At 40.8% G+C, this 13,667-nt stretch carries 12 protein-coding genes; 11 read left to right on the top strand and 1 reads right to left on the bottom strand.

The window, feature by feature from the left end; all coding sequences use genetic code 11:
- The first annotated feature begins 80 nt into the window (after positions 1–80).
- From mmsA to A5888_RS11710, 11 genes are all read left to right on the top strand, one after another.
- Entirely contained in the window at positions 81–1,613 is a 1,533-nt protein-coding gene (gene mmsA, locus A5888_RS11760; protein ID WP_086349545.1) for a multiple monosaccharide ABC transporter ATP-binding protein, read from the top strand.
- A 1-nt stretch (position 1,614) separates the two neighbouring features.
- Positions 1,615–2,817, top strand: a complete 1,203-nt coding sequence (gene mmsB, locus A5888_RS11755; protein ID WP_086349546.1) for a multiple monosaccharide ABC transporter permease — start codon at positions 1,615–1,617, stop codon at positions 2,815–2,817.
- A 23-nt stretch (positions 2,818–2,840) separates the two neighbouring features.
- Complete coding sequence (locus A5888_RS11750; protein WP_086349547.1) at positions 2,841–3,179, top strand: PTS sugar transporter subunit IIB; 339 nt, start codon at positions 2,841–2,843, stop codon at positions 3,177–3,179.
- A gap of 396 nt (positions 3,180–3,575) precedes the next feature.
- Positions 3,576–5,258: a peptide ABC transporter substrate-binding protein gene (locus A5888_RS11745; protein ID WP_086349548.1), complete on the top strand. Its 1,683-nt coding sequence runs from the start codon at positions 3,576–3,578 to the stop codon at positions 5,256–5,258.
- Positions 5,259–5,583: 325 nt separating this feature from the next.
- On the top strand, positions 5,584–6,189 hold the full coding sequence (ruvA, locus tag A5888_RS11740) for a Holliday junction branch migration protein RuvA (RefSeq protein ID WP_086349549.1): 606 nt from the start codon (positions 5,584–5,586) through the stop codon (positions 6,187–6,189).
- A 15-nt stretch (positions 6,190–6,204) separates the two neighbouring features.
- The gene (ruvB, locus tag A5888_RS11735; protein WP_086349550.1) at positions 6,205–7,218 is read left to right on the top strand and encodes a Holliday junction branch migration DNA helicase RuvB; all 1,014 of its coding nucleotides are present in this window, start codon (positions 6,205–6,207) and stop codon (positions 7,216–7,218) included.
- Between the two features lie 266 nt (positions 7,219–7,484).
- On the top strand, positions 7,485–8,399 hold the full coding sequence (locus A5888_RS11730; RefSeq protein WP_339101628.1) for a helix-turn-helix domain-containing protein: 915 nt from the start codon (positions 7,485–7,487) through the stop codon (positions 8,397–8,399).
- Positions 8,400–8,793: 394 nt separating this feature from the next.
- Positions 8,794–9,000 carry a hypothetical protein gene (locus A5888_RS11725; protein ID WP_086349551.1) on the top strand — a complete coding sequence of 69 codons (207 nt, stop codon included), beginning with the start codon at positions 8,794–8,796 and terminating at the stop codon, positions 8,998–9,000.
- A 374-nt stretch (positions 9,001–9,374) separates the two neighbouring features.
- Positions 9,375–9,953 (top strand): TetR/AcrR family transcriptional regulator, encoded by a 579-nt coding sequence (locus A5888_RS11720; protein WP_086349552.1) that lies wholly within the window; start codon positions 9,375–9,377, stop codon positions 9,951–9,953.
- Between the two features lie 92 nt (positions 9,954–10,045).
- Positions 10,046–11,740 (top strand): oleate hydratase, encoded by a 1,695-nt coding sequence (locus A5888_RS11715; protein ID WP_086349553.1) that lies wholly within the window; start codon positions 10,046–10,048, stop codon positions 11,738–11,740.
- 226 nt (positions 11,741–11,966) lie between these two features.
- Complete coding sequence (locus tag A5888_RS11710) at positions 11,967–12,758, top strand: MurR/RpiR family transcriptional regulator (protein ID WP_086349554.1); 792 nt, start codon at positions 11,967–11,969, stop codon at positions 12,756–12,758.
- 40 nt (positions 12,759–12,798) lie between these two features.
- Here A5888_RS11710 and chbG read toward each other — a convergent pair whose 3' ends face one another.
- Positions 12,799–13,563, bottom strand: coding sequence for a chitin disaccharide deacetylase (gene chbG, locus A5888_RS11705; protein WP_086349555.1), 765 nt, complete (start codon positions 13,561–13,563; stop codon positions 12,799–12,801).
- Between the last annotated feature and the right edge of the window lie 104 nt (positions 13,564–13,667).

Below are 13,667 nucleotides of genomic sequence, written 5' to 3'. Positions count from 1 at the left end.
GCCGAGGCATGGAGAGCCTTTGGAACACCGTTTATTCGGCTTTAAGAAATGACCGAAGTGAAGAAGAAAGGATGGGAAAGATGTCAGATCATATTCTGGAGATGAAGAACATCGTCAAGAAATTTTCCGGCGTTCGCGCGCTTGATAATGTGAATCTAAGCATTGAACGTGGAGAAATCCATGCATTGTGCGGCGAAAATGGTGCTGGAAAGTCGACGTTGATGAATGTTCTCAGTGGACTATACCCCTACGGAAGCTACGAGGGTGAAATCGTTTATGACGGAGAAACCTGCAAATTTAAAGACTTACGTGACAGTGAAAATAAAGGAATTGTCATTATTCACCAAGAGTTGGCATTGAGCCCCTATTTATCGATAAAAGAAAATATATTTTTAGGCAATGAGCAAGCAAAGCATGGCATTATTGATTGGGATATCACAGAGAAAAAGACAGATAATTTATTGAAAACCGTTGGACTGAAAATCGATCCGAACACTTTAGTTTCACAAATCGGTGTGGGGCATCAGCAGCTTGTAGAAATTGCCAAAGCATTTTCTAAATCTGTTCGTCTATTGATTTTAGATGAACCGACTGCAGCACTAAATGAAGAGGAAAGCGCCAATTTGTTGGAGCTTATCAAGGAATTTAAAGTACAGGGAATCACTTCGATCATTATTTCTCATAAGTTAAATGAAATCGTAACTGTTGCAGATCGTATCACGATCCTACGTGACGGTCAGACGATTGAAACGCTTGAGAAAGAAGATATCAATGAAGAACGGATCATCAAAGGGATGGTTGGACGTGATTTGACTAACCGTTACCCAGATCGTCATCCAAACATTGGTGATGTCTATTTCGAGGTGAAAGATTGGACAGTGCATCATCCAATCGATGGATCACGGACAATGAACAGCAATATCAATGTATCCATACGGCGTGGTGAGATTATTGGCATTGCGGGGCTGATGGGTGCCGGTCGAACAGAATTTGCCATGAGTGTTTTTGGTCATTCTTACGGCAGCAACATCAGCGGTAAGGTCTATAAAGAAGGGAAGGAAATATCTGTTAAGGACGTACCAACAGCGATTCGAAACGGCTTGGCGTATGTGTCAGAGGATAGAAAAGCATTGGGACTGAATCTGTTAATGGATATTTGCGAGAATACAACGGTTGCCAGTCTTGGGAAAATCAGTCAAGGCGGCGTGATTGATAAAGAAAAAGAAGTCCTTGCAGCGGAAGAATACCGCAAGAAGATGCGAACGAAAACCAATTCGGTCTTTCAAAATGTCGGTAGCCTGAGTGGTGGTAACCAGCAGAAGGTCGTTTTAGCGAAATGGCTGATGACGGAGCCGGATATCCTCTTTTTGGATGAGCCGACCCGCGGGATCGATGTAGGCGCAAAATATGAAATTTACACAATTATTGAAGAGATGGCTGCTTCTGGAAAAAGCATCTGCATTATTTCTTCGGAGCTTCCGGAAATTCTGGGGATGTGTGATCGAATCTACACGATGAACGAAGGGCGGATCACAGGAGAAGTGATGAGAGAAGACGCCAATCAAGAAATATTGATGAACCTGATGACCATGGAAGAAGAGGGTGTGAGTTAAGATGGAAAATACAGATAAACTGGATAAAGAGAAGAAAAGCTTCAACTTGAAGGATAAGGCAATGGACATCTTCAGCCGATACAGCATGGTAATCATTCTGGTTGCACTGCTGATAGCTTTTCAGCTGATGACGGACGGAATATTCTGGAGACCTTTGAATATCACGAACTTAGTATTGCAAAACAGCCATATTTTAGTACTATCGGCAGGCATGCTGCTGGTTGTATTGCTAGGACATGTGGATCTGTCGGTCGGATCGGTCATGGCATTTGTCGGTGCGATTGCCGGTATGTTAATGGTGAATAATGGCATCAGTCCATGGCTGGCTGTTCCGCTTTGTATTGGGATCGGTGCATTAATTGGTGCGTGGCAAGGATTTTGGGTAGCTTATGTCGGTATTCCGGCATTTATCGTAACACTGGCAGGATTATTGATGTTCCGTGGATTAACGCAAGTTGTGTTAGGCGGACAGTCACTGGCACCGTTTCCGAGTGCCTTTCAAAAAATTTCGACAGGGTACTTACCGGATATTGCCGGTGGTGATCATTTACATTTTCTTTCAATGATCATTGGTGTGATCATTGCAGCCGTATTGATTCTAGGGCAATGGCGCACGAGAGAACGTCGGAAGAAAAACCTGTTTGAAGTAGAATCAATGAATGCTTTCTTTATCAAAGCTATTTTCACTGGATTGATCGTGGTTGGCGTGACGTATATTTTTGCGGCGTATCAAGGGTATCCAATCATTTTGATCATCTTAGGTATTATTGTTGCAGCATATGGTTTCCTGACCAATAAAACTGTGGCAGGTCGCCAAATTTACGCAACAGGTGGAAACAAAAAGGCCGCTGAATTATCCGGGATCAAGACGAAAAAAATCACGTTCTGGGTATTTGTCAATATGGGTGCGATGGCCGCATTGGCTGGATTGATTTTGGCCGCTCGTCTGAACGCAGCAACACCACAGGCAGGTACGTCAATGGAGCTGGATGCGATGGCTGCTGTTTACTTTGGTGGCGCTTCTACTTCCGGTGGGATCGGAACGATCATGGGTGCAATTGTCGGTGGCTTGGTTATGGGTGTGCTGAACAATGGGATGTCGATCTTAGGGGTCGGGGTTGACTGGCAGCAAGCGATCAAAGGCTTGATTTTGCTGTTAGCAGTTGTATTGGATATTTATAATAAGAAGAAAAAAATCTCTTAAGAGCAGGTGAAAGGATAGAAGCTATGGCTAATGAGAACGAGCAAAAGACGATTTTATTGATTTGTACTGCGGGAATCACAACAGGGCTTCTCGTGAGAAATGTTCAGCAAGCGGCAGATGAGCAAGGGGTCAATGTTCATGTGTATTCCGCACCAGCCATTGTTGCCGAGCAAACCATCCAAACACAGGCAGTGGATGCGTTATTGATTGGTCCCCAATCGAAGTACGAGGTTGCGCGACTAAAGGACTTTTTGAATTACAAGGCAGTCCCTTATAAGCTGATTTCGAAAGAAGATTACGAAACATTGGATGGCGAAGCTGTGTTAAAAGACAGCTTGAGTTTATTAAAAAATGGACACTGATTTCTAATAAATGATGGGGCCGATCAGTGAATATGAATCAGCTCCAAATCAGACAGTGGTTAAAAAATAGAAAAATAGTGTAATCCCCTCTAAATAAAATGGATAAGAGTAGCGCAAGCAACTTTTATCCATTTATTTTTTTTTGTTGTAATTGCTTATGAAAGATAATAAAAAAACAGGAACAAAATCCTCTGTACTATTTGTGTTCATCGCATTTTAATAATTATTTAATCACAGCTAATAGGGCCGCGGCCATCCATTTTATTCTAAGAAAAACAAACTTTTTTTTGATAGTTGAGAAAAAATGATTGCACTGCTATCTAATTTTTAGTATTATAAGAATATTCTAAAAATTAAAAAACGGTAAGAAAAATATGATGTATTGGAGAGAGAAAGATGAAAAGGAATAGCGTGAAGAAATTTACCAGTATCGTTTTACTGTCCACCTTGGTTTTAGCAGCTTGCGGATCGACAGGTGGCGGGACGGATTCGACGGATAAAAGTGGAGGAACTGACTCAAGCAAGGCTTCTGGGGAACAGCTGTTTAGAGTTGTTGTTCAACAAGAGATGCCGAGTGCAGATTTATCCTTAGCAACAGTCACAATCAGTTTTTCAGCATTGAACAATGTATATGAAGGACTGTATCGTTTAGATGAAAACAGTAAACCTCAACCAGCAGGTGCAGCTGAAATGGCTGAAATCAGTGACGATAACCTAACGTATACAATCAAACTGCGTGAAGATGCAAAATGGTCGAATGGTGACCCTGTTGTTGCGGATGATTACGTTTATGGTTGGCAACGTACCGCAAATCCTGAGACAGCAGCAGAATATGCTTATTTGTTTGAATTAGTTAAAAACGGGGCAGCAGTCAGTGCAGGGGAAAAAGAAGCTTCTGAATTAGGCGTTAAAGCAATTAGTGATCATGAGTTGGAAATTACGTTGGAAAAACCAACACCGTACTTTGATTACTTACTGGCATTCCCGTCATTCTTCCCACAAAAACAATCAGTGGTAGAAGAACATGGCAAGGAATATGCTACCTCAAGTGATAATGCGATTTACAATGGCCCATTCACTTTAACTGATTTTGATGGACCAGGAACAGATACAAAATGGTCTTACACAAAGAATGAGGAATACTGGGACAAAGACACTGTGAAGCTTGATAAAATCAGTGTTGATGTAGTAAAAGAAGCACCTACATCATTGAATCTATTCCAGGATGGACAAGCGGATGACGTGATCCTGAACGGAGAGCTAGCACAGCAAATGGCCAACGATCCTGAATTTGTCAGTCAAAAAGATGGTCGTACCGTTTATATGGAATTGAATCAACGTGATGCAGATTCTCCATACCACAATGAAAACTTGCGTAAAGCAATCTCTTACGCAATCGATAGAGATGCATTAGTTAACAGTATTTTAGGCGATGGTTCGATTGTTTCAGAAGGCTTGGTTCCTTCAGATCTGTCCTTCTCACCAGCGGATAATAAAGATTTCGCAGGAGAGAATGAAAGCGTCCTTTCTTACGATGCGGATAAGGCAAAGGAACATTGGGAAAAAGCGAAAAAAGAATTGGGCATCGAAAAATTTGATATGGATATCGTTCATGACGATACCGACTCAACGAAGAAATTGACAGAATACATCCAAGGTGCGTTGAATGACACCTTAGATGGTATCAATGTAACAGTAACCCCTGTACCATTCTCTGTTCGTCTGGATAGAGGGAACAGCGGAAACTTTGAAGCAATCATGGGCGGTTGGGGTGCAGATTATGCAGACCCAAGTAGCTTCCTAGACCTGTTTGTTACAGGCAACTCGTATAACAGAGGACGATACTCTAACAAAGAGTATGACAAATTAGTAGCAGCTTCAAATACAACACATGCAGCTGATCCAGAGGCACGTTGGGATGATATGGTTGCTGCTGAAAAAGTATTGATGGATGACATGGGCGTGATCCCGATGTATCAAAAATCAGAAGCACATATGCGTAGTGCAAAAGTGAAGGGTGTCGTTGCTCATGCAGCCGGCGCACAATATGATTACAAGTGGACCTATATTGAAGAATAATTAAGAGATTTCTAGTCTGGGCGAACAAGTATTCAGACGAAAAAATAGGCTACTCCGAAAATTTGAAGCTGGGGACATCGCCAAAGCGGCGGATGCCTCAGCTTCTTTTTTTGATACTCTAAAGAATTGCTAAGAAAACGAGTGTTCGTACTGTAGAAGCTATTGCTTTGCTCTTCTTTGTGATAAACTAAAGACAATTCTAGTGTGAAAAGGAGAAAATATTTCTTACTTATTAATGAGAATAAAAACTTCCTTTGACAACTAAAAATAAAAGCGAGAAAAACGTGAACATTGAATTTTTTGCTTATAAAGACAGGGAGACATTATGTACGAATACATCATTGGCACAATTACATATATCAGCCCGTATTACATTGTCGTAGAGGCGAATGGTATTGGGTATCAAGTATCTGTGGGGAATCCATATCGTTATTCCGGAAAGACAGAAGCAGTACAGGTGTATCTACATCAGGTGATACGCGAAGATGCCCATACACTCTATGGTTTTGGTGACCTGGAAGAGAAACAATTATTTTTGAAACTGATCAGTGTTTCCGGGATTGGGCCTAAAAGTGCCTTGGCAATCATGGCATCAGAAGACCACGGCGGATTAATCAATGCCATCGAAAGTGAAGATGCGAAGTATCTGACGAAATTCCCGGGAGTGGGTAAGAAAACAGCGCAGCAAATGGTTCTGGACTTAAAAGGCAAGCTTGGCGATCTGGAACGGTCAGAATCGGCTGTGGAGGCCATGGCAAAAGCAATACCATCAAGCGGGAATCAACCGCTGGCAGAGGCTCTGGAAGCTCTTGGTGCATTAGGGTATAGCGACAAAGAAATCAAGAAGGTCACACCGACGCTGGAAGAGCTGGAGCAAGCTCAGACAGATGAGTACTTACGAACAGCATTAAAGCTGATGATGAAGCGTTAAGGGAGGGGCAAAGAGATGAGCAACGAAGAAGAGCGCCTGCTTTCGGCGGAAGGAAACGAACAGGAAGAAATTCTGGAGGTTTCTTTGCGCCCAAGATTATTGAAGCAATACATCGGGCAGCATAAGGTAAAACAAGAGTTGAGTATCTATATTGAGGCTGCTAAAAGAAGACAAGAATCGTTAGACCATACGCTACTTTACGGACCACCGGGACTTGGGAAAACCACAATGGCGATGGTGATCGCCAATGAAATGGCTGTTAATATTCGAACGACCAGCGGACCGGCTATTGAGCGACCTGGTGATTTGGTTGCGATTTTGAATGAGCTGGAACCAGGCGATGTGCTGTTTATTGATGAGGTCCATCGTTTACCTCGAGTAGTGGAAGAAATGCTATATTCTGCCATGGAGGACTTCTTTGTCGATATCATGGTTGGTCAAGGAACGACAGCCCACCCCGTTCATTTTCCGTTGCCGCCCTTCACATTGATTGGGGCAACAACAAGAGCAGGGATGTTATCCGCCCCTTTACGGGACCGCTTTGGGATCGTCTCTCATATGGAATATTATGAGGATAAGGACTTAAAAGAAATCGTTCTTCGCTCCGCAGATATTTTCCAGACGGAAATCGTGGAGGAAGGTGCGTTCGAAATTGCCCGCCGTTCACGTGGGACACCGCGGATTGCCAATCGCCTGTTAAAGCGAGTCCGAGACTTTGCCCAGGTTCAATCAGATGGTGTGATCAATGAGCCTATTGCTGATCAGGCACTCACACTACTGCAGGTAGATCACCAAGGGCTGGATTATGTGGATCAAAAGCTGCTGCGTACGTTGATTGAACTGTATGGTGGGGGACCTGTGGGCTTAAGCACACTAGCTGTAAACATCGGAGAAGAAACCGAAACCGTTGAGGATATGTATGAACCTTACCTGATTCAGCGCGGCTTTATCAAACGAACGCCACGAGGGCGGATTGCGACAGCCCGCGCATATGAGCATTTTGATTATCCTTATTTTGAACAAAAATAATAATGATAAGCCTATTTCTTTTACTAGAATCATATAGGCTTATTTCAATTAGAGATAAATCTATCAAAATTTGTAAATTGCATCGGTAGAATGATAGAAAAATAGTGGGTTTATTATAAAATAATTAAGTCTACTTTGAGAAATGATGATGGCTGTATGGCGGTTGCGTAAGATTTGGAATTTTAGTCATATTTCGCTGTATTGCTGTTGCTTATTGTTTGTGAATAGCGCTACAATATAAGAAAAAGAGATAGGGGAGGATAGCTATGGACATAAAGGTTGAGCTAGGAAAGAAAATCCGATTGCTTAGAGAAAAGAAGGGTCTGACAAGAGAAGATTTTTGTGATGATGAATTGGAACTGACCGTACGACAATTAACAAGAATCGAAGCAGGTCAATCGCTTCCAACACTACCTAAACTGACATTTATTTCTCAACGTCTGGCTATACCGATCCATCATTTGATTGATGAAGAATACTATGAATTGCCCAAAAGATATTTGCAATTGAAACAGAGACTTTATAAGCTTTATACTTATAAAGAAGAGGAACGGATTGCCAAGAAAGAACAAACATTTGATGAAATTTATGAAAATTACTATGATCAGTTGCCAGAAGAGGAACAACTTTCAATAGACGTACAACAAGCATCAATGGATGTTCATTTGGCTGAAAATGCTGATTTTGGTGATGGGATACTTCATGATTATCTTTATCAAATATTGCAGAAAAAGGAGTATTCTATCAATGATCTATTGATAATTGAGCTATATTTTCATTGTATACATTTTAAGGATTACGATGAACAATTATTTATGACGTTGTCTGATAAAGTGATTGAGCAAGTAGATTATTCTGTAGATGTTGAACTGTTTTTGCTGATAAAGGTATTGTTAGTAGCGATTAGTGTTTTCATTGAATATGATAACTACGATAGATTAATCGGTGCTGTTAAAGTAGCAAATCTAATCATGCAGACTAATCAAGATTTTCAAAAGAAGCCAGCAGTAGATGTGTTCGAGGGGAAATACTGGCTATTTTCTCAAGGGGATGTTAATAGAGCTGAACAGAAGTATTTAGATGGTGCACAATGTGCAAAATTATTTGGTGACGTAACTTTAAGTGAAAAGATTCTAAAAGAATTGGAAATGGATTTAAAAACATTTAATGAAAAACAATAATACAACAATATACTAAGATTAATGGGTAAGTTATTTCATCGAATAGCTTATCCATTAATTTTTTAGTATGTCTATATTTAGGTAATTTAGTGTAAAAATAGCTGTATCGTATTCCCTAAAAGCCTTTTTTTGTCAATTTGATTTTTATCCATAACAATGTGGTATGTAATATGTTAAAGATTAAAGGAGATTTTCTTTTTACAGGACATTTATGTCCTGTTGAGGTGGGCGAGATTTATCTATACTGTACTCAACAAGTGAGAAAAAATTGATTAGGAGGAAGTATAGATGTGTAATTTATTTAGCTCATTCAATTCATATAGCTTGCTTAGTTTATTGATGCTTATTAAGTTAGGAGCTCATTGGTTAGCTGGGTAAAAAGGAGGGCTAATTTTTGGATAAGGTGGATTATTCTATAGAAACTAAACAAATAACCGTTCAAAACCTTGTCATTCATAATGAAGAGGAAAATGAAAAATTGTTGAAGGTCGTTTTAAATGGTGAGCTGTTCAAGATCATCATGTTAAAAAAATGGGAAAAAAAAATTCTTTCCTTAAGTAGTGAAATGGTTGATAAAGTTGAAATATCTGAGATTGTGTAGCAATCAATGGTAATTCGATTTTTCTAATAAACAACTTATTTTGAAAGGGGAGATGGTGTTAGTTGTGGTTGGATGCCTCTTTTCTTATCGGTGAATATTTTTAAAGTGCTATTTGTCGATAATAAAAGAGTTAGGGCAATGATAGATTGTTCTTAATTGGGTCTGGTTAAATAATAGGGGGAGAAGGGACACTTTTAGCTAGGGTGTCCTTTTTCTGTTGTCTTTTTTTCGACAGGGTCATAGTTTCCACTATCATTGGCTAATTTAAAACACTCTGCTAAAATGAAACCCTCGAAGTGTGTGACGTATAGTATAATAATTTAAATGGATTGATTTCGCATACCAGACAGGGCTCTGACAGAGGAGGAAAAGAAATGGCCGGATCGTCAGCTACAAAAAGGACCATAGCAGAAGCATTAATCAGATTATGCAAGATAAAGTCATTCGATAAAATCAGTGTGCAGGATGTGACAAAGGAAGCTGGATTGAATCGTCAGACGTTCTATTATCATTTCTCAGATAAATATGATTTACTTCGTTGGATCTATCAACAGGATGCGTTTATCTATTTGAGTACCAGAGATGTCAAAATCGATAATTGGGAAGAACAGGCCTTGAAGATGCTGAAAGCAATCATTGAGGAAAAGGATTTCTACTATAATACAGTTATTGCGCGACCGGATATTTTACAGAAAGATTTTTCGGCAGTGACCAGACAATTATTGTTTGGGCTCTTTGAGCAAATAGATGCGGACAAAGAGCTGTTACCGGAAGACAAAGAATTTTACGCTCGCTTCTTATCCTATGGGTGTAGTGGTGTCCTGCTGAACTGGATACAGGAGGGGTATCAGGAGACCCCATTGACGATTGCAACACAGTTGTTTCGATTGGCGAAGGATATCGAGTTTTTCTCTTATCGAATCTATCAGCAGGACGAAGATGGATCAATTTGATGGATGTTTATCGTATTAATTAGAATGAAATTGAAGACTTTTATAAAGAAATGATGTAACATATACCTATCTTAATGATAGGACGGTGTTGTATGAAAAAAAGAGGAACCGCACTGGCGATACTGGGAGCTTTAGGAACGATGTACCTTGCTAAGAAAATGCAGACGGAGCAGACAGAAAAACGGGCATTAAAGGAATCGTATTTTCATAAACAGCAAGAGTCAAACGAGCAGCATGTTTATTTGATTGGCGGAGGAATTGGTATGCTTGCCGCCGCTGCTTACCTTATTCGAGACGCACACGTGGAAGGAAAAAACATTCATGTGATTGAAGGACGTCCTATTCTTGGTGGCAGCAATGATGGGGCTGGTTCAAATGAGCAAGGGTTTGTTATCCGTGGCGGACGAATGTTGAATGAAGAAACGTTTGAGAATTTCTGGGAGCTTTTTGGTAGTATTCCCTCACTTCGTTGGCCGAACCATAGTGTGACGGAAGAAATATTAAATTTTGATAACTTACATCCCACACATGCACAGGCGCGATTGGTAGCAAGAAATCAAGAAATCATCGATACATATACGATGGGCTTCAGTAAGGAGGATCGCTTGGCCATGATGAGGCTTTTGGCGATGCCGGAAGAAAAGCTGGATAATATGCGAATTAAGGAGTGGTTTAGTTCAGCTTTCTTTGAAACCAATTTTTGGTATATGTGGCAAACGACGTTTGCTTTTCAAAAATGGAGCAGCTTATTTGAGCTTCGTCGGTATATGAATCGAATGATCTTAGAATTTTCACGGCTCAACACACTTGAAGGGGTAACAAGGACACCGTTGAATCAGTATGAAAGCTTGATTCTTCCACTGAAAGATTATCTGGAAAAGCAAAATGTGGATTTTACGTTGAATGTGGATGTCGTTGACTTGATTTTTAAATCTGGGTCAAAAATCACTGTGACCGGTCTGGTTTTGGGTGACGGGACAAAGGTACCGCTGGGGAAACAGGACGTTGTGATGATGACCAATGGAACGATGACAGATTGTTCAACAGAGGGCAGCTGGGGACGACCGGCACCTCAAACCAAGGAAAAGCCTCGATCAGCAACTCTTTGGCGAAACATCGTGGCGAAGAAGCCGGGTTTGGGTAATCCGGAGCCTTTTTTTGGAAATGAACAAGAAACAAATTGGCAAAGCTTTACCGTGACGTGCAGAGGGAACAGCTTATTGAGGCGTATCGAGGCCTTTTCGGGCAACATTCCGGGTTCAGGAGCGTTGATGACTTTGAAGGATTCTAGTTGGTTGATGAGTACGGTGGTTGCTGCACAGCCGCATTTTGGAAAGCAGGCTGCAAATACGACGGTTTTCTGGGGCTATGGTATTTTCACAGATAAGGTCGGAGACTATGTCAAAAAGACGATGCGTGAATGTACAGGAGAAGAAATTCTTTATGAATGGGTATCTCAGATGGGCTGGCAGGATGATTGGGAGGAAATCGAAAGAGATATCATCAATGTGATACCAGTATATATGCCCTACATTGATGCCCAGTTTCAACCTCGGAAAATGTCGGATCGTCCAAAGGTGGTCCCTGATAACAGCACTAATTTTGCGCTGATTAGTCAGTTCGTTGAAATACCGAAAGATATGGTTTTTACCGAAGAATACTCCGTACGTGCTGCTCGCATGGCTGTATACGCCCTCTTTGCTGTGGACAAACATATCGTGCCGGTAACTCCGCATAATAGAGATCCGAAGGTACTGGCAAAAGCGACGCACACCATGTTTCGATAAAATATATCTAGCGTTAACTACTATGAAAAACGACATGCAGCGTGTAGTGCAGGTCGTTTTTTGTGATTTTTTTGTAAAATAGTCGTGTAACTGGGATATGTCTTGACAGAACGAGAACAGATGATATGGTAATAGTGTGGAGAGATAGAGAAAGAATGACTGTGTATATGTGCTGCGAGCAGATGAGTCGCTCACGATGAACCATTTATGAAGGAGGGCACAGCCAATGTTTAACATGGTAATTATTTTGTTGGCGACATTGAACAGCGAACCGGTAGGAACGAATGATTATCGAATCTCTCGATTTATTTTGAGTAATTTAAAAGAGATTCATGGGTATAACATTGCTCAGCTGGCAAAGGCTTGTTACGTTTCCAATTCAAGCATTTCTCGCTTTTGTCGGAAAATCGGGTTTCGCGATTTTAACGAACTGAAGCACCAGTTTTTTCAGTGGACAGATATTGGCAGTACAAAATTTGCTTATCCCGGTTGTAAGGAAGAAGCGCTGAAAGATACGTATATTGATGGAATCATTGAAAATCTTTTGCTTTTGAAACAGAGTATACACGCACAGGAGCTGCAGAAGTTGGCTGAAGATATTCTTTCGTTTCCAAAAGTTGCAGCCTTTGGTTCGTTGCATTCTCAAAGTGTGGTGTTGAATCTGCAAACAGATCTTTTGACTAGTGGGATCGTTATGGACACTCGGACACGCTTTCAGGAGCAGTTGGAGTATATTGAAGAAGCTGATGATGAGACGTTGATCTTGCTCTTTTCAAGAGGTGGTAGTCATTTGAAACGTTTTTTGATTCATGATCTTCAGCTAAGCAAAACCAATCGTCCGAAAATCGTCATGATTACAGCCAATCGAAACTTTCGTACCAACAAGTATATCGATCAATTCATTTATTATGATGAGTTAGAGGGATTTACTGCGTATCCTTACGCATTTGAAGCAATCAAGGGAATTGTTGCTTTAGAGGTTTATACACGAAAAAGAACTAGTGAAAAAGCACCTTAAGCTGAGAACTTAAGGTGTTTTTTCATTGAAGAAAAGGGAATTACAGTTGTTGAAAGTTGATCAGCTCGATGCCACGCTGTTGAATCAATTGGTGCGTTTTGGCAAGCTGCAATGTTTCGGCTTCGATAGAGCGCTGAATATTGTAGCTGCTGTTTTCCATGATCCATTGATCCAAATAAGCCGGATGACACATCATTTCATAGGTACGACCTTGCTCTAATGCGACGTGAGCAAAAAAATCAGGCGTAATCGTTGTACCGTAAAAGGAGTTCAGAAAGTGATTGGCACGAGGCAAACCTTCAAGTAAGGGCCACGCTTTTAGGATTTGATATTCTGTCCACTTTCTTGGATGGAAGCGAATAGCCAGTTGGAATTCTCGAGCTAGACGAAGATAAACTGGAAAGACATTCATCATCATATGAATATGATGATGGGAATCGATATGGCTGGGTGTTAATCCAGCAGCGATCACTTTTTCTATCTGCGTGCGCCATTCGATATAGACTTCTTCCGTGGAAACGTCGATGATGGAATCCTCCAGATTATAGCGTCGGAAAACATGTGTATCATCAAGCAGGCTAGGAATGAGGCGGGGATCAGAAAGTGGTGTACCAAGATCTAATGACAGGTGGACACCGATATCGAGAGCCGAGTGTTGTTTTGCCAGTAAACAAGCATGGTCAAAGGCACGGCCTGTACTCAAAAGAGTGGTAGAAGCAACTACACCATTCGTAAAGCAATCGATGATGCCGTAATTTTGCCCATAACTGAGACCAAAGTCATCCGCATTGATAATTAATTTCATTTTTCTGCTCCTTTCTAAATCAGTTAGTTACAATATACGGACTTCAGTGGGTAAATAACGTCGATTTTTATGATTTGGAAAAAATTTCCAAATCGTGGAAATTT

This window comes from Enterococcus sp. 9E7_DIV0242 (genome assembly GCF_002140975.2).
Taxonomy (GTDB): Bacteria; Bacillota; Bacilli; order Lactobacillales; family Enterococcaceae; genus Enterococcus_L; species Enterococcus_L clewellii.
The sequence above is the reverse complement of the archived record's forward strand: the minus strand, read 5'-3'. Positions and strand labels throughout refer to the sequence as shown.

Coding starts and splice junctions, on each gene's coding strand:
- A5888_RS11720 (WP_086349552.1), top strand. CDS start 9,375: ATGGCCGGATCGTCAGCTACAAAAAGGACCATAGCAGAAGCATTAATC.
- mmsB (WP_086349546.1), top strand. CDS start 1,615: ATGGAAAATACAGATAAACTGGATAAAGAGAAGAAAAGCTTCAACTTG.
- A5888_RS11745 (WP_086349548.1), top strand. CDS start 3,576: ATGAAAAGGAATAGCGTGAAGAAATTTACCAGTATCGTTTTACTGTCC.
- A5888_RS11710 (WP_086349554.1), top strand. CDS start 11,967: ATGTTTAACATGGTAATTATTTTGTTGGCGACATTGAACAGCGAACCG.
- A5888_RS11750 (WP_086349547.1), top strand. CDS start 2,841: ATGGCTAATGAGAACGAGCAAAAGACGATTTTATTGATTTGTACTGCG.
- A5888_RS11730 (WP_339101628.1), top strand. CDS start 7,485: ATGGACATAAAGGTTGAGCTAGGAAAGAAAATCCGATTGCTTAGAGAA.
- chbG (WP_086349555.1), bottom strand. CDS start 13,563: ATGAAATTAATTATCAATGCGGATGACTTTGGTCTCAGTTATGGGCAA.
- mmsA (WP_086349545.1), top strand. CDS start 81: ATGTCAGATCATATTCTGGAGATGAAGAACATCGTCAAGAAATTTTCC.
- A5888_RS11715 (WP_086349553.1), top strand. CDS start 10,046: ATGAAAAAAAGAGGAACCGCACTGGCGATACTGGGAGCTTTAGGAACG.
- ruvB (WP_086349550.1), top strand. CDS start 6,205: ATGAGCAACGAAGAAGAGCGCCTGCTTTCGGCGGAAGGAAACGAACAG.
- ruvA (WP_086349549.1), top strand. CDS start 5,584: ATGTACGAATACATCATTGGCACAATTACATATATCAGCCCGTATTAC.